We start from the raw sequence: 14,820 nt of genomic DNA, 5'->3' as shown, positions 1-14,820 counted from the left end.
GCATCAGGGCTGGTTCGTGCGCGTTGTGTTGTGTTGGTGACGCCGGGGTGGATGCACAGTGCTCCGGCTTTGGAAGCGGCTGTATCGCGTCATGAACCGGTTCCTGTCGAATGCGACAAACAGGATCGATGCCAAGGGGAGGGTTTCCGTTCCTTCGGCATTCCGTTCCGTCCTGTCGCAGCGCGACATCCGGGAACTTTACTGCTTCCAGGATTTCATGTTTCCGGCGATCAGCGTCGGCGGGCTGGATCTGCTCGATCGTTTCGAGCGCCAGATCGCCAGCGAGGATGCTTTTTCGCCGAGGGCCAACCGGATGTCGCTCCTCATTCACGGGGGCGGCGTCTTCATGAAGCTCGATTCGGAGGGGCGCCTGCCGGTCACGGATTTCATCCGGGACTATACGGGCATCACCGCGGAGGTGACCTTTGTCGGTCGGGCGGATCATTTTCAGCTTTGGGCGCCGCAGACATTTCAAGCCACGCAGGCGGCCGCCCGGGAAGAGTTCAGGACGCGAGGTCCGGGCTCGGGGTAAGACGGAGAATCGGAATGGCGGCGGATCTTGGCGGAGGTTCTTCTGATGCCGATGGCGGATCGGTCCGTCACATTCCGGTTCTTCTCTCCGAGGTCATCGAGGCGCTCCAGCCCAAGCCCGGTCAAGTCATCCTCGACGGCACCTTCGGCGCAGGCGGCTATACGTCCGCGATCCTTGCCGAGGGCGCGAGTGTCATCGGCCTCGACCGCGACCCGACGGCCATTGCCGGCGGGCAGGGGCTCGTAGAGGCCTCCGGCGGCCGGCTCACGCTCGTCCATTCGCGCTTTTCCGATCTCGCGCGTCACGCGCCCGCGGGCGGGCTCGACGGCGTCGTGCTCGATATCGGCGTTTCCTCCATGCAGATCGACGAGGCCGAGCGCGGCTTCTCCTTCCAGAAGAACGGGCCGCTCGACATGCGCATGTCCGCCTCCGGCGTTTCGGCGGCCGACGTGGTGAACCGCGCCAAGGTCTCCGACCTCATCCGCATCTTCGGCTTCCTCGGCGAGGAGAAGCAGGCCGGCCGCATCGCCCGCGCCATCGAGAAGGCGCGCGAGAAGGAGCCCTTCACCACGACGCGCCAGCTCGCCAACCTCATCGAGCTGACGACGCCTCGCAAGGCCAAGGACAAGATCCATCCGGCGACGCGTGTCTTCCAGGCGCTGCGCGTCTTCGTCAACGACGAGCTCGGCGAGCTTGCCCGCGCGCTGATCGCCGCCGAGCGCGCCCTCAAGCCGGGCGGCCGCTTGGTGGTCGTCAGCTTCCATTCGCTGGAAGACCGTATCGTCAAGAAATTCTTCCAGGATCGCTCCGGCAAGGCTGCGGGCTCGCGCCATCTGCCGGAGGTTCACGACAGGGCGGCAACCTTCGCACCAGTCGGGCGCCCTATGGTGGCGGCCAGCGACGAGGAGAGTGCGGTCAACCCGCGCGCCCGGTCCGCGAAGCTGAGAGCGGGCGAGCGCACCAGCGCCCCCGCCGGGACGGATGACCTGTCCATTTTCAACCTGCCCAACCTTGCCGGCCTCGAGAAGATGGGAAGCTGAGTGATGTTCCGTACCCTTGATGTCGTGATGATCGCCGTCATGACCGCTGCAGCCACCGTCACCTACTCGATCAAGCACCAGGCCGAGAACAAGCTCGAGGAGGTGCGCAAGCTCGATGCCGAGATCAAGCTGGAGGAGGACACGATCGACCTCCTCAAGGCCGACTGGGCGCTGCTGACGCAGCCCAACCGTCTCAACCGCCTCGTGAAGATCTTCGAAAGCGACCTGAAGCTCGTGCCGACGGAATCGACCCAGCTCGCCCGGCCGAGCGAGCTGCCGATGCCGACCGCCGAACTGCCGGCGCTGCCGGAAGACAAGGTCGCCAAGGCCAAGAAACCTGCCTCGGGCACGGACGCAATCCAAACCGGATCGGTGGCACGCTGATGTCGTTTCTCTCCCGCATCATGGACGTCAAGAGCAAGGCGCATTTCAACGCCGGCGGCAACAACAACGCCAGGACCGGCGGCCAGGCCTTCGAGGGCACGCGCAAGCGCTCGGGCTCGCAGGCCCGCAGCCGCGTCGCGGTGATGATCTGCTGCTTCGGCATGGCCTATGCCGTGATCGGCGGCCGTCTCGTCCAGTACGGCATGGCCTCCACCGAGACCGTCTCCAGCATCGGCCCGGCCGACCACCTGATGGCCTCGCGCCCCGACATCGTCGACCGCAACGGCGAGATTCTCGCCACTGACATCCGCACCGTCTCGCTCTATGCCGAGCCGCACAAGATCGTCGACGCGGACGAGGCGGTCGAGATGCTCGCCACCGTGCTGCCGGACCTCGACCGCCGCGGCATCTACCGCAAGCTCACCTCCAAGTCCCGCTTCCAGTGGCTGAAGCGCCAGCTCACGCCCAAGCAGCAGAGCCGCATCCTCGCGCTCGGCATTCCCGGCATCGGCTTCCGGCCGGAAAAGCGCCGCTTCTATCCGGGCGGCGCCACCGCCTCGCACATCGTCGGCCACGTCAATATCGACAACCGCGGCATTGCCGGCATGGAGCGCTATATCGACAATCAGGGCCTTGCCGACCTTGCCGCCATCGGCATGACGAGCGACGCCAAGCTGGAGCCCGTGCGGCTTTCCATCGACCTGCGCGTGCAGGCGATCGTGCGCGAAGTCGTCAAGGACGGCATGGAGCGCTACAAGGCGCTGGCCGCCGGCGCCGTCGTGCTCGACGTGCATACCGGCGAAGTGCTCGCCATGGCCTCCTATCCGGACTACGACCCGAACAATCCGGCGGAGGGCGCGAAGGAAGGCTGGATGAACCGCATGTCGAACGGCACGTTCGAGATGGGCTCGACCTTCAAGAGCTTCACCACCGCCATGGCGCTCGATTCCGGCAAGGTGAAGATCACCGACAGCTTCGACGCCCGCGCGCCGATCCGTATCGGCGGCTTCACCATCAAGGACTTCCACGGCAAGCATCGCGTGCTCTCCGTTCCGGAGATCTTCCAGTATTCCTCCAATATCGGCACGGCCAAGATGGCCGACGTCATCGGCATCGAGGGGCACAAGGAATTCCTCACCCGCATGGGGCTGCTGACCCGCATGGATACCGAGCTGCCGGAGGTGAAGACCCCGAGCCAGCCGCATGTGTGGAAGAAGATCAACTCGATCACCATTTCCTTCGGCCACGGCGTTTCCACGACGCCGCTGCAGACGGCGGTCGCCGGCGCCGCGCTCATCAACGGCGGCAAGCTCCTCAACCCCACCTTCCTGCCGCGCACGCGGGAGGAGGCCGACGAGATCGCCAAGGTGGTCATCAAGCCCTCGACGGTCGAGAGCATGCGCTACCTCTTCAAGCTCAACGCGAATGACGGTTCCGGCCGCCGCTCGCTCGTTCCCGGCTTCAATGTCGGCGGCAAGACGGGCACGGCCAACAAGGTCGTCGGCGGGCGCTATTCCAACACGCAGAACTTCAACGCCTTCCTTTCGGGCTTCCCGATCGACGATCCGCAATACGTGGTCCTCACCTTCATCGATGCGCCGCAGACGGGCGAAGGCGGCGGGCGCACCGCCGGCCTCAACGCTGCGCCGATGGTGGGCGAGATCATCCGCCGGTCCGCCGCGCTTCTCGGTGTAAAGCCGAAATTTGGTGAGGACGGGTCTGCCTTGCTTGTGTCTTATTGAATGGAGAAGACGGGACGCCGATTCGTGAGCGGAGCGGCTACCAACGGAAAGCAGCAGAGCGGACAATGAAGATCAGTGACCTTGCCGGACCCGAAACCAACGACCTGGGCGCCGCAGCCGCGATAGACGCGACCGGCATCGCCAGCGACAGCCGCAAGGTCAAGCCCGGCGATCTCTTCGTTGCCCTGTCCGGCACCAAGGCTGACGGCAGCGCCTTCATCGCCGATGCCGTGGCCAGGGGCGCAGCCGCCGTCGTCGTCGCCGAGGGCGTGAAGGTCGAGACGTCCGTACCGGTCATCGCCGTTGCCGAGCCGCGCCGCTTCCTGGCGCTGGCCGCCGCCCGTTTCTACGGCCGCCAGCCGGAGACCATGGTCGCCGTCACCGGCACCGCCGGCAAGACCTCCGTCGCCTCCTTCACGCGGCAGATCTGGGAGCAGGCCGGCCATCCGGCCGCGATGATCGGCACGACCGGCGTCATCGCGCCCGGCCGCAACGACTACGGTTCGCTGACGACGCCCGATCCTGTCTCGCTGCATGCGTTGCTCGCCGAGCTTGCCGATGCCGGCGTCACCCATGCCGCCATGGAAGCCTCCAGCCACGGCCTCGACCAGTCGCGCCTCGACGGCGTGCGGCTTTCCGCCGCCGCCTTCACCAATCTCGGCCGCGACCACATGGATTACCATCCGACGGTCGAGCACTACATGGCCTCCAAGATGCGGCTTTTCGATACTCTGCTGCCGAAGGGCGCGCCCGCCGTCATCTATGCCGACGACGAATGGTCGGGCGCGGCGATCGAGGCCGCGCGCAAGGCCGGCCTCGATGTGCGCACGGTCGGCCGCAAGGGCGATTACCTCACCTTGAAGCGCGTCGAGCATTTCCGCCACAAGCAGACCGCCGAGATCCATGCTGGCGGCGACATCCATGAAGTGCACATTCCGCTGGCGGGCGATTTCCAGGTGGCCAATGCGCTGGTCGCGGCGGGCCTTGCCATGTCGACCGGCGTTTCCGCTTCCCTCGCCATGGCGGCGCTCGAAAAGCTGATCGGCGCGTCCGGCCGTCTCGAACTTGTCGGCCATGCCAGGAACGGCGCGCTCGCCTATGTCGACTATGCGCACAAGCCGGATGCGCTGGAGAACGTGCTGACCTCCGTGCGTCCCTTCACGACCGGCCGCGTCATCGTGGTCTTCGGCTGCGGCGGCGACCGCGACAAGGGCAAGCGGCCGATCATGGGCGAGATCGCGACGCGCCTTGCCGACGTGGTCATCGTCACCGACGACAATCCGCGCTCGGAAGTGCCCGAGGTCATCCGCTCCGAGATCATGGCCGCCGCCAAGGGCGCGACCGAGATCGGCGACCGCGCCAAGGCGATCCGTAGCGCCGTCGGCATGCTGCAATCGGGCGATACGCTGATCGTCGCCGGCAAGGGGCATGAGGAGGGGCAGACCGTCGGCTCCGTGACGCTGCCCTTCTCCGACCATGCCGAGCTCGGCAAGGCACTGGAGGAACTCGACAGGTGACATGGCTCTGGACCACCGCTGACCTGCTCGCAGCCGTGCATGGCCGTCCCATCGGCAACATGCCGCAGGGCGTGACCGGCATTTCCATCGACAGCCGGGCCATCGCGCCGGGCGAAGCCTTCTTCGCCATCAAGGGCGACCGCGTCGACGGCCACGACTTCGCAAGCTTCGCCGTTGCCAACGGCGCGGCGCTGCTCGTCGTCAGCGAGGGCAAGCTGCCGGCGCTCGGGCGTCTCGTCACGCCGATGATCGTGGTGCCGGATGTGTTGCAGGCGCTCGTCGACCTCGGCTGCGCGGCGCGCGACCGCACGGCGGCGCGGATCATCGCCGTCACCGGCTCCGTCGGCAAGACGACGAGCAAGGAGATGCTGCGCCAGGCGCTTTCGCCCTCGGGCAACGTGCATGCCTCCGTCGCCTCGTTCAACAACCATTGGGGCGTGCCGCTGACGCTGGCGCGCATGCCCGAGACCACCGACTACGGCATCTTCGAGATCGGCATGAACCATGCGGGCGAGATCCGTCCGCTGGTCTCCATGGTGCGCCCGCATATCGCGATGATCACGACCATCGCGCCGGCCCATCTCGGCAATTTCCGGGACCTCGAAGAGATCGCCGCCGCCAAGTCGGAGATTTTCGACGGCGTCGTGCCGGGCGGCCACGCCATCCTCAACCGCGACAATGCGCAATATGCCTTCCTCGAAGCGGCGGCGCGCAAGGCCGGCGTCTCGCACATTCACAGCTTCGGTGCCGATCCGCAGGCGGAGTTCCGCCTGCTCGATTTCACGAGCGGGCCGGACGGCAGCCTGCTGCGCGCGGCGGTCGGCCGGCAGACGCTTGAAGTGCCGATGGGTGCGCCTGGCCGCCACATCGCCGAGAACGCCGTCGCCGTGCTCGGCGCGGTGCATCTTGCCGGCGCGGATATCGAGAAGGCGATGGCCGGGCTTGCCGCCATGCAGGCGGAAAAGGGCCGGGGCCGGCGCTACAGGCTGGCGAAAGACGGCGGCTGGTTCACGTTGATCGACGATAGCTACAATGCCAATCCCGCCTCGATGCGCTCGGCGATCGCGCTGCTGCGCGATGCGGAGCCGCATGGCCGGGGCCGGCGCATCGCCGTGCTTGGCGACATGCTGGAGATGGGCGAGCATTCGCCCGCCGTGCATGCCGGCCTTGCCGAACCCCTGCTCGAGGCCGCCATCGGCACCGTCTGGCTCGCCGGCCCGGACATGGCGGCGCTGCGCGACGCGCTGCCCGAGGGCATCGAGATCGACTACCGCGAAACCGCCGACGAGCTGGCCGCCCATGCGCTGCAAGGCGTGCAGCCGGGCGACGTGCTGGTCGTCAAATCATCGAAGGGCACGGGCTTCAGCCGCATCGTGGCGGCCCTGCTTGACAAATACGAGGCGTTCCCGGAGAGGGAACGTTAGAATTGTGGGAGGTTCGGCCGGGCAGACGCCCGCCGGACCTCGTCTTTTATGCGATCTGCTTTCATCGCCGGCCGGTCACGCCGGGATGCTTCACAGAACCTTTTGGGGAAAGGGTGACAATGCTGCTTTGGCTCGTCGAGCTGGCGAACACCATCCAGGTGTTCAACCTGTTCCGCTACATTACCTTCCGGACCGGCGCTGCGCTGTTCACCTCGGCCACCATCGTCTTCCTGTTCGGCCCGATGATCATCTCGTCGCTGCGCATCCGCCAGGGCAAGGGCCAGCCGATCCGCGCCGACGGGCCGCAGACGCATTTCAAGAAGGCCGGAACGCCCACCATGGGCGGCCTGATGATCCTTGCCGGCATCGTCGGCAGCGCGCTGCTCTGGGCCGACCTTTCCAACGTCTATGTGGTGGCGACGCTGCTCGTCACGCTCGGCTTCGGCGCCATCGGCTTCTATGACGACTACCTCAAGGTCACCAAGCAGACGGAAAAGGGCTTTTCCGGCAAGGCGCGCCTCGGCCTCGAATTCGTCATCGCCGGCATCGCCACCTATTTCATGATGCATGCCACGCTATCGGCGGGCGCGGCGGGCTCGACCTTCGGCTCCTCGATCACCTTCCCGTTCTTCAAGGACATGCTGGTCAATCTCGGCATCTTCTTCGTGCTGTTCGGCGGCTTCGTCATCGTGGCGGCCGGCAATGCGGTGAACCTGACGGACGGCCTCGACGGCCTTGCCACCGTGCCGGTGATGATCTCGGCGGCGGCCTTCGGCCTCATCGCCTATCTCGCCGGTAACGCGGTCTTCGCGAACTATCTGCAGATCCATTTCGTGCCCGGCACCGGCGAGCTTGCCGTGGTGCTCGGCGCGGTCATCGGCGCCGGCCTCGGCTTCCTGTGGTTCAACGCGCCGCCGGCCGCCATCTTCATGGGCGATACCGGCTCCCTGGCACTCGGGGGTCTCATCGGCACCGTCGCCGTCGCTACCAAGCACGAGATCGTCATGGCCATCATCGGCGGCCTCTTCGTCATGGAGACGCTGTCGGTCATCATCCAGGTCGCCTCGTTCAAGCTCACGGGCAAGCGCGTTTTCCTCATGGCGCCGATCCATCACCATTTCGAGAAGAAGGGCTGGACGGAAAGCCAGGTGGTGATCCGCTTCTGGATCATCTCCGTCGTGCTGGCGCTGGTCGGCCTTTCGACGCTGAAGCTGCGGTAAGGCACCATGATCCCCGTCACCACCTTCAAGGGAAAGTCGGTCGCGCTCTTCGGGCTCGGCGGCTCGGGCCTTGCGACGGCAATGGCGCTGGCCTCGGGCGGCGCGAACGTGACCGCTTGGGACGACAATCCGGCGAGCGTCGAGAACGCGTCCACCGCCGGCATCCGGACCGCGGACCTGCGCGCGCTCGACTGGAAGGGTGTCGATGCACTGGTGCTGTCGCCCGGCGTGCCGCTGACCCATCCCAAGCCCCACTGGAGCGCGGACCTTGCGCGCGCCGCGGGCGTCGAGATTATCGGTGACGTCGAGCTCTTCGTGCGCGAGCGCCGGGCGCAGGCGCCCGATTGCCCCTTCATCGCCATCACCGGCACCAACGGCAAGTCGACCACCACGGCGCTGATCGCCCATATCCTTCGGGCGAGCGGCCGCGACACACAGCTCGGCGGCAATATCGGCACGGCCGTTTTGACGCTCGATCCGCCGAAGGCGGGCCGCTTCTACGTGGTCGAGTGCTCGTCCTACCAGATCGACCTCGCGCCGACGCTCAACCCCTCCGCCGGCATCCTGCTGAATCTTACGCCCGACCATCTCGACCGTCACGGCACGATGCAGCACTATGCCGATGTCAAGGAACGGCTTGTCGCCGGCAGCAGTACGGCAATCGTCGGCGTCGACGACAGTTTCTGCACGATGATCGCCGACCGCATCGAGCGGGCCGGCACGAAGGTCGTGCGGATCTCCCGGCGCAATGTCGTCGCCGACGGCATCCATGCCGACGGTTCGCGGCTCCTCCTGGCGCAGGGCGGAACCTCCCGCGAGATCGCCGATCTCTCCGCCATCCAGACGCTGCGCGGCAGCCACAATGCGCAGAACGCGGCGGCCGCCGTCGCGGCCTGCCTTGCCGTCGGGCTCGGCGAAACGGAAATCCGCGCGGGCCTTGCCTCGTTCCCCGGCCTCAAGCATCGCATGCAGCCGGTCGGCCGCAAGGGCGACGCGCTCTTCGTCAACGATTCCAAGGCGACGAATGCGGATGCGGCGGCGCCCGCGCTGTCGAGCTTCGAGCGCATATACTGGATCGCCGGCGGCGTGCCGAAGGAGGGGGGCATTTCCACCCTCGGCGGCTTCTTCCCGAGGATCGCCAAGGCCTATCTCATCGGCGAGGCGGCGCCGGCTTTCGCCGCGACGCTCGGCGAGGCGGTGCCCTTCGAGATCGCCGGCACGCTGGAGCGGGCGGTGGCCGATGCGGCGGCGGATGCCGAAAGGGACGGCGGCGGCCCGGTCGCCGTTCTTCTATCCCCGGCTTGCGCAAGCTTCGACCAGTACAAGAATTTTGAAGTCAGGGGCGACGCCTTCGTGAAACACGTGGCGGCGCTGCCGGGCGTGTCCATGCTGGTGGAAATTTAAACGAGGAAAGAGACATGGTTAGTCGTGCCGAACGTGGTGCATTGGCGGACTGGTTCTGGACGATAGACCGGTTCTTCCTCGCGGCCTTCATCCTCCTGATGGGCCTCGGCTTCATGTTGTCCTTCGCGGCGAGCCCCGCCGTCGCCGAGCGAATCGGCCTCGACAGCTTCCACTTCGTCCGGCGCCACGCCTTCTTCCTCATCCCGGCCATCGGCATCATGCTCGGCATTTCGTTCATGTCGCCCCGGCAGGTGCGGCGGGCGGCGATGATCCTTCTCATCGTCTCGCTTGCGGCCATGGTGCTGGCGCTGTTCTTCGGCGTCGAGGTCAAGGGCTCGCGGCGCTGGATCTCCATCGGCAGCCTTTCCATCCAGCCTTCGGAATTCATGAAGCCGGCCTTCGTGGTGATCTGCGCCTGGCTCTTTGCCGAGCATGCGCGCCAGCCGGAAATCCCCGGCAACCTCTTCGCCATCATCCTCTTCGGCATCGTCGCGGCGCTGCTCGTCGCCCAGCCCGACCTCGGCCAGACGATTCTCACCGCCTCCGTCTGGGGCGGCATGTTCTTCATGGCGGGCATGCCTTGGCTGTGGATCATCATCCTCGGCGGGGCGGGCGTCGGCGGCCTCCTGACGGCCTATACGCTGCTGCCGCACGTGGCGGCGCGTATCGACAAGTTCATGACCGGCGAGGGCGACACGTTCCAGATGGACACGGCGCGCGAAGCCATCATCCGCGGCGACTGGTTCGGCCAGGGGCCGGGCGAGGGTATCGTCAAGCGCATCATCCCGGACAGCCACACCGACTTCATCTTCTCGGTCGCGGCCGAGGAGTTCGGCATCGTCTTCTGCATGGCCATCGTGCTGGTCTTCGCCTTCGTAGTGATGCGCGGCCTCAATCATGCCTTCAAGGAGCGTAACGATTTCACGCGCTTTGCCGTTGCCGGCCTCGTGCTGCAGATCGGCATCCAGTCGATGATCAATATCGGCGTGAATCTGGAGCTGCTGCCGGCCAAGGGCATGACGCTGCCGCTGATCTCCTATGGCGGCTCGTCGATGATCGCGATCTGCGTGACGGCCGGCTTCATCCTGGCGCTGACCCGTCACCGGCCGGAAAAGCGCGCCTCCGAGCGCAGCCTCTTCCGCGGCGGCATCGTGGCGCCCGCTGAATAAGGGTTTTGAATGGACAAGGGCATCGTTCTTCTCGCCGCCGGCGGCACCGGCGGCCATCTCTTTCCGGCAGAGGCGCTGGCGCATGAGCTGAAGGCCGGCGGCTGGTCGGTCCATCTCGTCACCGACAGCAGGGCCGAGCGCTTCGCCGGCAAGTTCCCGGCGGACGAGATCCATGTCGTTCCCTCCGCCACCATCGGCTCGAAGAACCCGGTCAGCGTCATCCGCTCGCTTCTGACCCTCTGGAAAGGCATTCGCGCCGCGCGCAGGCTGATGGCGCGGCTGCGGCCGAAGGTCGTCGTCGGCTTCGGCGGCTATCCGACCCTGCCGCCGCTGCTTGCCGCGACGGGCATGGGCATCCCCTCGATGATCCACGAGCAGAACGCCGTGATGGGCCGTGCCAACAAGGCGCTTGCCGCTCGCGTGAAGGCTATCGCCGGCGGCTTCCTGCCCGAGACGGGCGGCCAATATTCGGAAAGGACGGTGACGACGGGCAATCCCGTGCGCCCGGCCGTGCTGGACGCATCGGCCATTCCCTATGAGGCCTCGGCGGAAGGTGAATTCCGCCTCGTCGTCTTCGGCGGCAGCCAGGGCGCGCAGTTCTTCTCCAAGGCCATCCCCTCGGCGATCGCCGCGCTGGAGCCGCAGGACCGGGCGCGGCTGAAGATCACCCAGCAGGCGCGACCGGAAGACCGCGACGAGGTGGTGCGCTCCTATGCCGACCTCGGCATTCCCGCCGACGTCTCGCCTTTCTTCACCGACATGGCCGCGCGCATCGGCCATGCCCATCTCGTCATCAGCCGCTCGGGCGCCTCGACGGTCTCGGAAGTCTCGGTCATCGGCCGGCCCTCCATCCTCGTGCCTTACCCTTACGCGCTCGACCACGACCAGGCGGCCAATGCCGCGGCGCTTGCCGCCGGCGGCGGGGCGAAGGTGATCGCCCAGTCCCAGCTTTCGACGGAGCGCCTTGCCGGCATCGTCTCCAAGGCGATGCACGACCCCGCGCGCATGGCCGCCATGGCCGCGAATGCCAGAAAGGCGGGCAAACCGGGCGCCGCGCGCTTGCTCGCCCTGATGGTTGAGGCTATTGCGGGCGGCAAGACGATCGCACAATTCAAGGGAGAACGGCCATGAAGATGCCGCAGAGCATAGGGCTCGTTCATTTCATCGGCATTGGTGGCATCGGCATGAGCGGCATCGCCGAGGTGCTGCACAATCTCGGCCATCGCGTTCAGGGCTCCGACCAGTCGGATAGCGCCAATGTGCAGCGCCTGCGCGACAAGGGCATCGAGGTCTTCGTCGGCCACAGGGCGGAAAATCTCGGCGACGCGGAAGTCGTCGTCGTGTCGACCGCCATCAGGAAGAGCAATCCGGAACTCGTCGCGGCGCGCGAAAAGCTGCTGCCGGTCGTGCGCCGTGCGGAAATGCTCGCCGAGCTGATGCGCTTCCGCAACGCCATCGCCATCGGCGGCACGCATGGCAAGACGACGACGACCTCGATGGTCGCGACGCTTCTCGAAGCAGGCGGGCTCGACCCGACCGTCATCAATGGCGGCATCATCAACGCCTACGGCACCAATGCCCGCATGGGCGAGGGCGAGTGGATGGTGGTGGAGGCCGACGAATCGGACGGCACCTTCCTCAAGCTGCCCGCGGACGTCGCCGTCGTCACCAATATCGACCCCGAGCATCTCGACCATTACGGCAATTTCGACGCCGTGCGCGCGGCCTTCCGCCAGTTCGTCGAGAACGTGCCGTTCTACGGCTTCGGCGTCATGTGCCTCGATCATCCCGAAGTGCAGTCGATGGTCAGCCGTATCGAGGACCGCAAGGTCATCACCTATGGCGAGAACCCGCAGGCGGACGTGCGCTTTTCCAATATCCGCATGGACGGCGCGACCTCCATCTTCGATGTGGAGATCCGCCGCCGCCGCACCGGCCAGGTGATTTCCATGAAGGATCTGCGCCTGCCGATGCCCGGCCGCCACAACGTTTCCAACGCGACCGCCGCCATCGCCGTCGCCCAGCGCCTCGGCATTTCGCCGGAGGCGATCGCCAAGGGGCTGGCGAGCTTCGGCGGCGTCAAGCGCCGCTTCACCTTCACCGGAAGCTGGAATGGCGTGAACGTCTATGACGACTACGGCCACCATCCGGTCGAGATCAAGGCCGTGCTGCGCGCCGCGCGCGAAGCCTGCTCGGGCCGCATCATCGCCGTGCATCAGCCGCATCGCTACAGCCGCGTGGCGAGCCTCTTCGAAGAGTTCGCCGGCTGCTTCAACGATGCCGACACGATCATGATCGCGCCGATCTACGCGGCGGGCGAGGACCCTATCGACGGCGTGAGCGCGGAGGAGCTGGTTTCGCGCATCAAGTCAGCCGGCCATCGCGACGCGCGGTTCCTGACCGCGCCGGAGGCGCTGGCGCCTCTCGTGGCCGGCATTGCAAAGCCCGGCGACTTTGTGGTTCTCTTGGGAGCTGGCAGCATCACGTATTGGGCGCAGGCGCTGCCGAAGGAACTGGCAGGCATTTCGGGTGAGGTGGCATGAAGACGGTTGACGGGGCAAAACTTCTGGCGTCGCTGGGCGAGGGTATCAAGGACGTTCGCGGCCGCCTGACGCCGGATGCGCCGATGGATCGCGTGACGTGGTTCCGCGCCGGCGGCTTTGCCGAGCTGATGTTCCACCCGCATGACGTCGAGGACCTTACGACCTTCCTCAAGCTGCTGCCGGAAGAGGTGCCGCTGACGGTGACGGGCGTCGGCTCGAACCTGCTGGTGCGCGACGGCGGCATTCCGGGCGTCGTGATCCGTCTTTCGGCCAAGGGCTTCGGCGATGTCGAGCTCGTCGGCGAGAACCGCATCAAGGCGGGCGGCATCTGCCCGGACAAGAACATCGCCGCCATGGCGCTTGATCACGGCATTGCCGGCTTCGAGTTCTACTACGGCATTCCCGGCTCCATCGGCGGCGCGCTGCGCATGAATGCCGGCGCCAATGGCGGGGAGACGAAGGACCTCGTCGCCGAGGTTCATGCCGTGGACCGCAAGGGCAACACGCATGTGCTCTCCAATGCGGACATGGGCTATACCTATCGCCATTCCGCCGCGCCCGCCGGCCTCATCTTCACCCATGCCGTCTTCGAGGGGCAGGCGGGTGACAAGGACGAGATTCGCGCGAAGATGGACGCCGTGCGCCAGCATCGCGAGACCGTGCAGCCGATCCGCGAGAAGACCGGCGGCTCGACCTTCAAGAATCCGGAAGGCCATTCCGCCTGGAAGCTGGTCGACGAGGCGGGTTGCCGTGGCATGATGATCGGCGGCGCGCAGATGTCGCCGATGCATTGCAATTTCATGATCAATACGGGGCAGGCGACCGGCTACGAGCTGGAATATCTCGGCGAGACCGTGCGCAGCCGCGTGCTGGAGCATTCCGGCATCATGCTGCACTGGGAGATCAAGCGCCTCGGCAATTTCATCCCGGGCTACGAGGTGAAGGAATTCCTGGGCCGCGCAACGGCCTGATACGTCAAGCTTGCTGGGGAGTTCGCGTGCGGCATCGACGCCACGCTACTCCCTCTCCCCCTTCGGCAAGCTCATCCAAAACTGTCTGAGATCGTGCGCACCGAGAGTGCGCCGGAGCCCTGCTGCATGGGCTTCGAAGGGGGAATATTCATGTTGAGGAAGCTCACGGCCGAGTTCATCGGCACGTTCTGGCTCGTTTTCGTCGGCAGCGGCAGCGGCATTCTGGCCGCGCATTTTCCGCAGATCGGCATCGGGATCGTCGGCATCGCCTTTTCCGCCGGCATCGCCGTGATGAGCATGATCTATGCGATCGGCCATGTTTCCGGCGGGCATATGAATCCCGGCGTTTCGCTGGGTCTGGCCGTTGCCGGCAAGTTCCCGGCCGCCCATGTGCTGCCTTATGCCATCGCGCAGGTTGCCGGCGGGATCGCGGCGGCAGCGGTGATCTATCTTGTCGCCTCCGGCAAGGCCGGTTTCGTGGCGGGCGGCTTCGGTGCGAACGGCTATGGCGAGCTTTCCCCGGGCGGCTATTCGCTGACGGCGGGTTTCGTCACCGAAACGGTGCTGATGGCGCTTTTCCTTTTCGTCATCCTCGGCTCGATCCACGAGCGCGCGCCCGCAGGCTTTGCACCGATTTCCATCGGTCTGAGCCTGACCGCGATCAACCTCGTATCGATCCCGATCACCAATACGTCGCTGAACCCGGCCCGTTCCACAGGTCTGGCATTGTTTGCCGAGACGGCCGCGCTCCCGCAGCTCTGGCTGTTCTGGCTGGCGCCCATGCTGGGCGCGGTCATCGGTGCGGTGCTCTGGAAGGTCGTTTGCGAAGATGCCTGATCGCCGGGCGCGGTTCACCGTGCGGCGAACAGGTTTC

General features: G+C 66.1%; 13 protein-coding genes. All 13 read left to right on the top strand.

Annotated elements, in window-relative coordinates; translation table 11 throughout:
- The first annotated feature begins 91 nt into the window (after positions 1-91).
- The 13 genes from mraZ to aqpZ all read left to right on the top strand — a co-directional run bounded on the left by mraZ (position 92) and on the right by aqpZ (position 14,783).
- Positions 92-532, top strand: coding sequence for a division/cell wall cluster transcriptional repressor MraZ (gene mraZ / locus ACZ48C_RS09725; RefSeq protein ID WP_119255979.1), 441 nt, complete (start codon positions 92-94; stop codon positions 530-532).
- 14 nt (positions 533-546) lie between these two features.
- A complete protein-coding gene (gene rsmH / locus ACZ48C_RS09720) occupies positions 547-1,572 on the top strand; it encodes a 16S rRNA (cytosine(1402)-N(4))-methyltransferase RsmH (protein ID WP_464780971.1) in 1,026 nt (341 codons plus the stop codon).
- 3 nt (positions 1,573-1,575) lie between these two features.
- A complete protein-coding gene (ftsL, locus tag ACZ48C_RS09715; RefSeq protein ID WP_119255981.1) occupies positions 1,576-1,956 on the top strand; it encodes a cell division protein FtsL in 381 nt (126 codons plus the stop codon).
- A complete protein-coding gene (locus ACZ48C_RS09710; RefSeq protein WP_119255982.1) occupies positions 1,956-3,698 on the top strand; it encodes a peptidoglycan D,D-transpeptidase FtsI family protein in 1,743 nt (580 codons plus the stop codon). Before ftsL ends, ACZ48C_RS09710 begins: the two co-directional genes overlap by 1 nt.
- A gap of 65 nt (positions 3,699-3,763) precedes the next feature.
- The gene (locus ACZ48C_RS09705) at positions 3,764-5,215 is read left to right on the top strand and encodes a UDP-N-acetylmuramoyl-L-alanyl-D-glutamate--2,6-diaminopimelate ligase (RefSeq protein ID WP_464780970.1); all 1,452 of its coding nucleotides are present in this window, start codon (positions 3,764-3,766) and stop codon (positions 5,213-5,215) included.
- Positions 5,212-6,639: a UDP-N-acetylmuramoylalanyl-D-glutamyl-2,6-diaminopimelate--D-alanyl-D-alanine ligase gene (locus ACZ48C_RS09700; protein ID WP_464780969.1), complete on the top strand. Its 1,428-nt coding sequence runs from the start codon at positions 5,212-5,214 to the stop codon at positions 6,637-6,639. The genes ACZ48C_RS09705 and ACZ48C_RS09700 overlap by 4 nt, the downstream gene beginning before the upstream one ends.
- Before the next feature lie 119 nt (positions 6,640-6,758).
- On the top strand, positions 6,759-7,859 hold the full coding sequence (gene mraY / locus ACZ48C_RS09695; RefSeq protein ID WP_119255985.1) for a phospho-N-acetylmuramoyl-pentapeptide-transferase: 1,101 nt from the start codon (positions 6,759-6,761) through the stop codon (positions 7,857-7,859).
- Between the two features lie 6 nt (positions 7,860-7,865).
- On the top strand, positions 7,866-9,263 hold the full coding sequence (murD, locus tag ACZ48C_RS09690) for a UDP-N-acetylmuramoyl-L-alanine--D-glutamate ligase (RefSeq protein ID WP_464780968.1): 1,398 nt from the start codon (positions 7,866-7,868) through the stop codon (positions 9,261-9,263).
- 14 nt (positions 9,264-9,277) lie between these two features.
- Entirely contained in the window at positions 9,278-10,432 is a 1,155-nt protein-coding gene (gene ftsW / locus ACZ48C_RS09685) for a putative lipid II flippase FtsW (protein ID WP_119255987.1), read from the top strand.
- A gap of 9 nt (positions 10,433-10,441) precedes the next feature.
- Positions 10,442-11,563 carry an undecaprenyldiphospho-muramoylpentapeptide beta-N-acetylglucosaminyltransferase gene (murG, locus tag ACZ48C_RS09680; RefSeq protein WP_464780967.1) on the top strand — a complete coding sequence of 374 codons (1,122 nt, stop codon included), beginning with the start codon at positions 10,442-10,444 and terminating at the stop codon, positions 11,561-11,563.
- Positions 11,560-12,975: a UDP-N-acetylmuramate--L-alanine ligase gene (gene murC / locus ACZ48C_RS09675; RefSeq protein WP_464780966.1), complete on the top strand. Its 1,416-nt coding sequence runs from the start codon at positions 11,560-11,562 to the stop codon at positions 12,973-12,975. Before murG ends, murC begins: the two co-directional genes overlap by 4 nt.
- Positions 12,972-13,946: a UDP-N-acetylmuramate dehydrogenase gene (gene murB, locus ACZ48C_RS09670; RefSeq protein ID WP_464780965.1), complete on the top strand. Its 975-nt coding sequence runs from the start codon at positions 12,972-12,974 to the stop codon at positions 13,944-13,946. The genes murC and murB overlap by 4 nt, the downstream gene beginning before the upstream one ends.
- A 150-nt stretch (positions 13,947-14,096) precedes the next feature.
- Complete coding sequence (gene aqpZ, locus ACZ48C_RS09665) at positions 14,097-14,783, top strand: aquaporin Z (RefSeq protein ID WP_464780964.1); 687 nt, start codon at positions 14,097-14,099, stop codon at positions 14,781-14,783.
- Positions 14,784-14,820 lie beyond the last annotated feature (37 nt).

The organism is Shinella sp. 1A1, from assembly GCF_055379515.1.
Note: the sequence above shows the minus strand (reverse complement) of the source record. Positions and strands in the feature narration are given on the sequence as shown.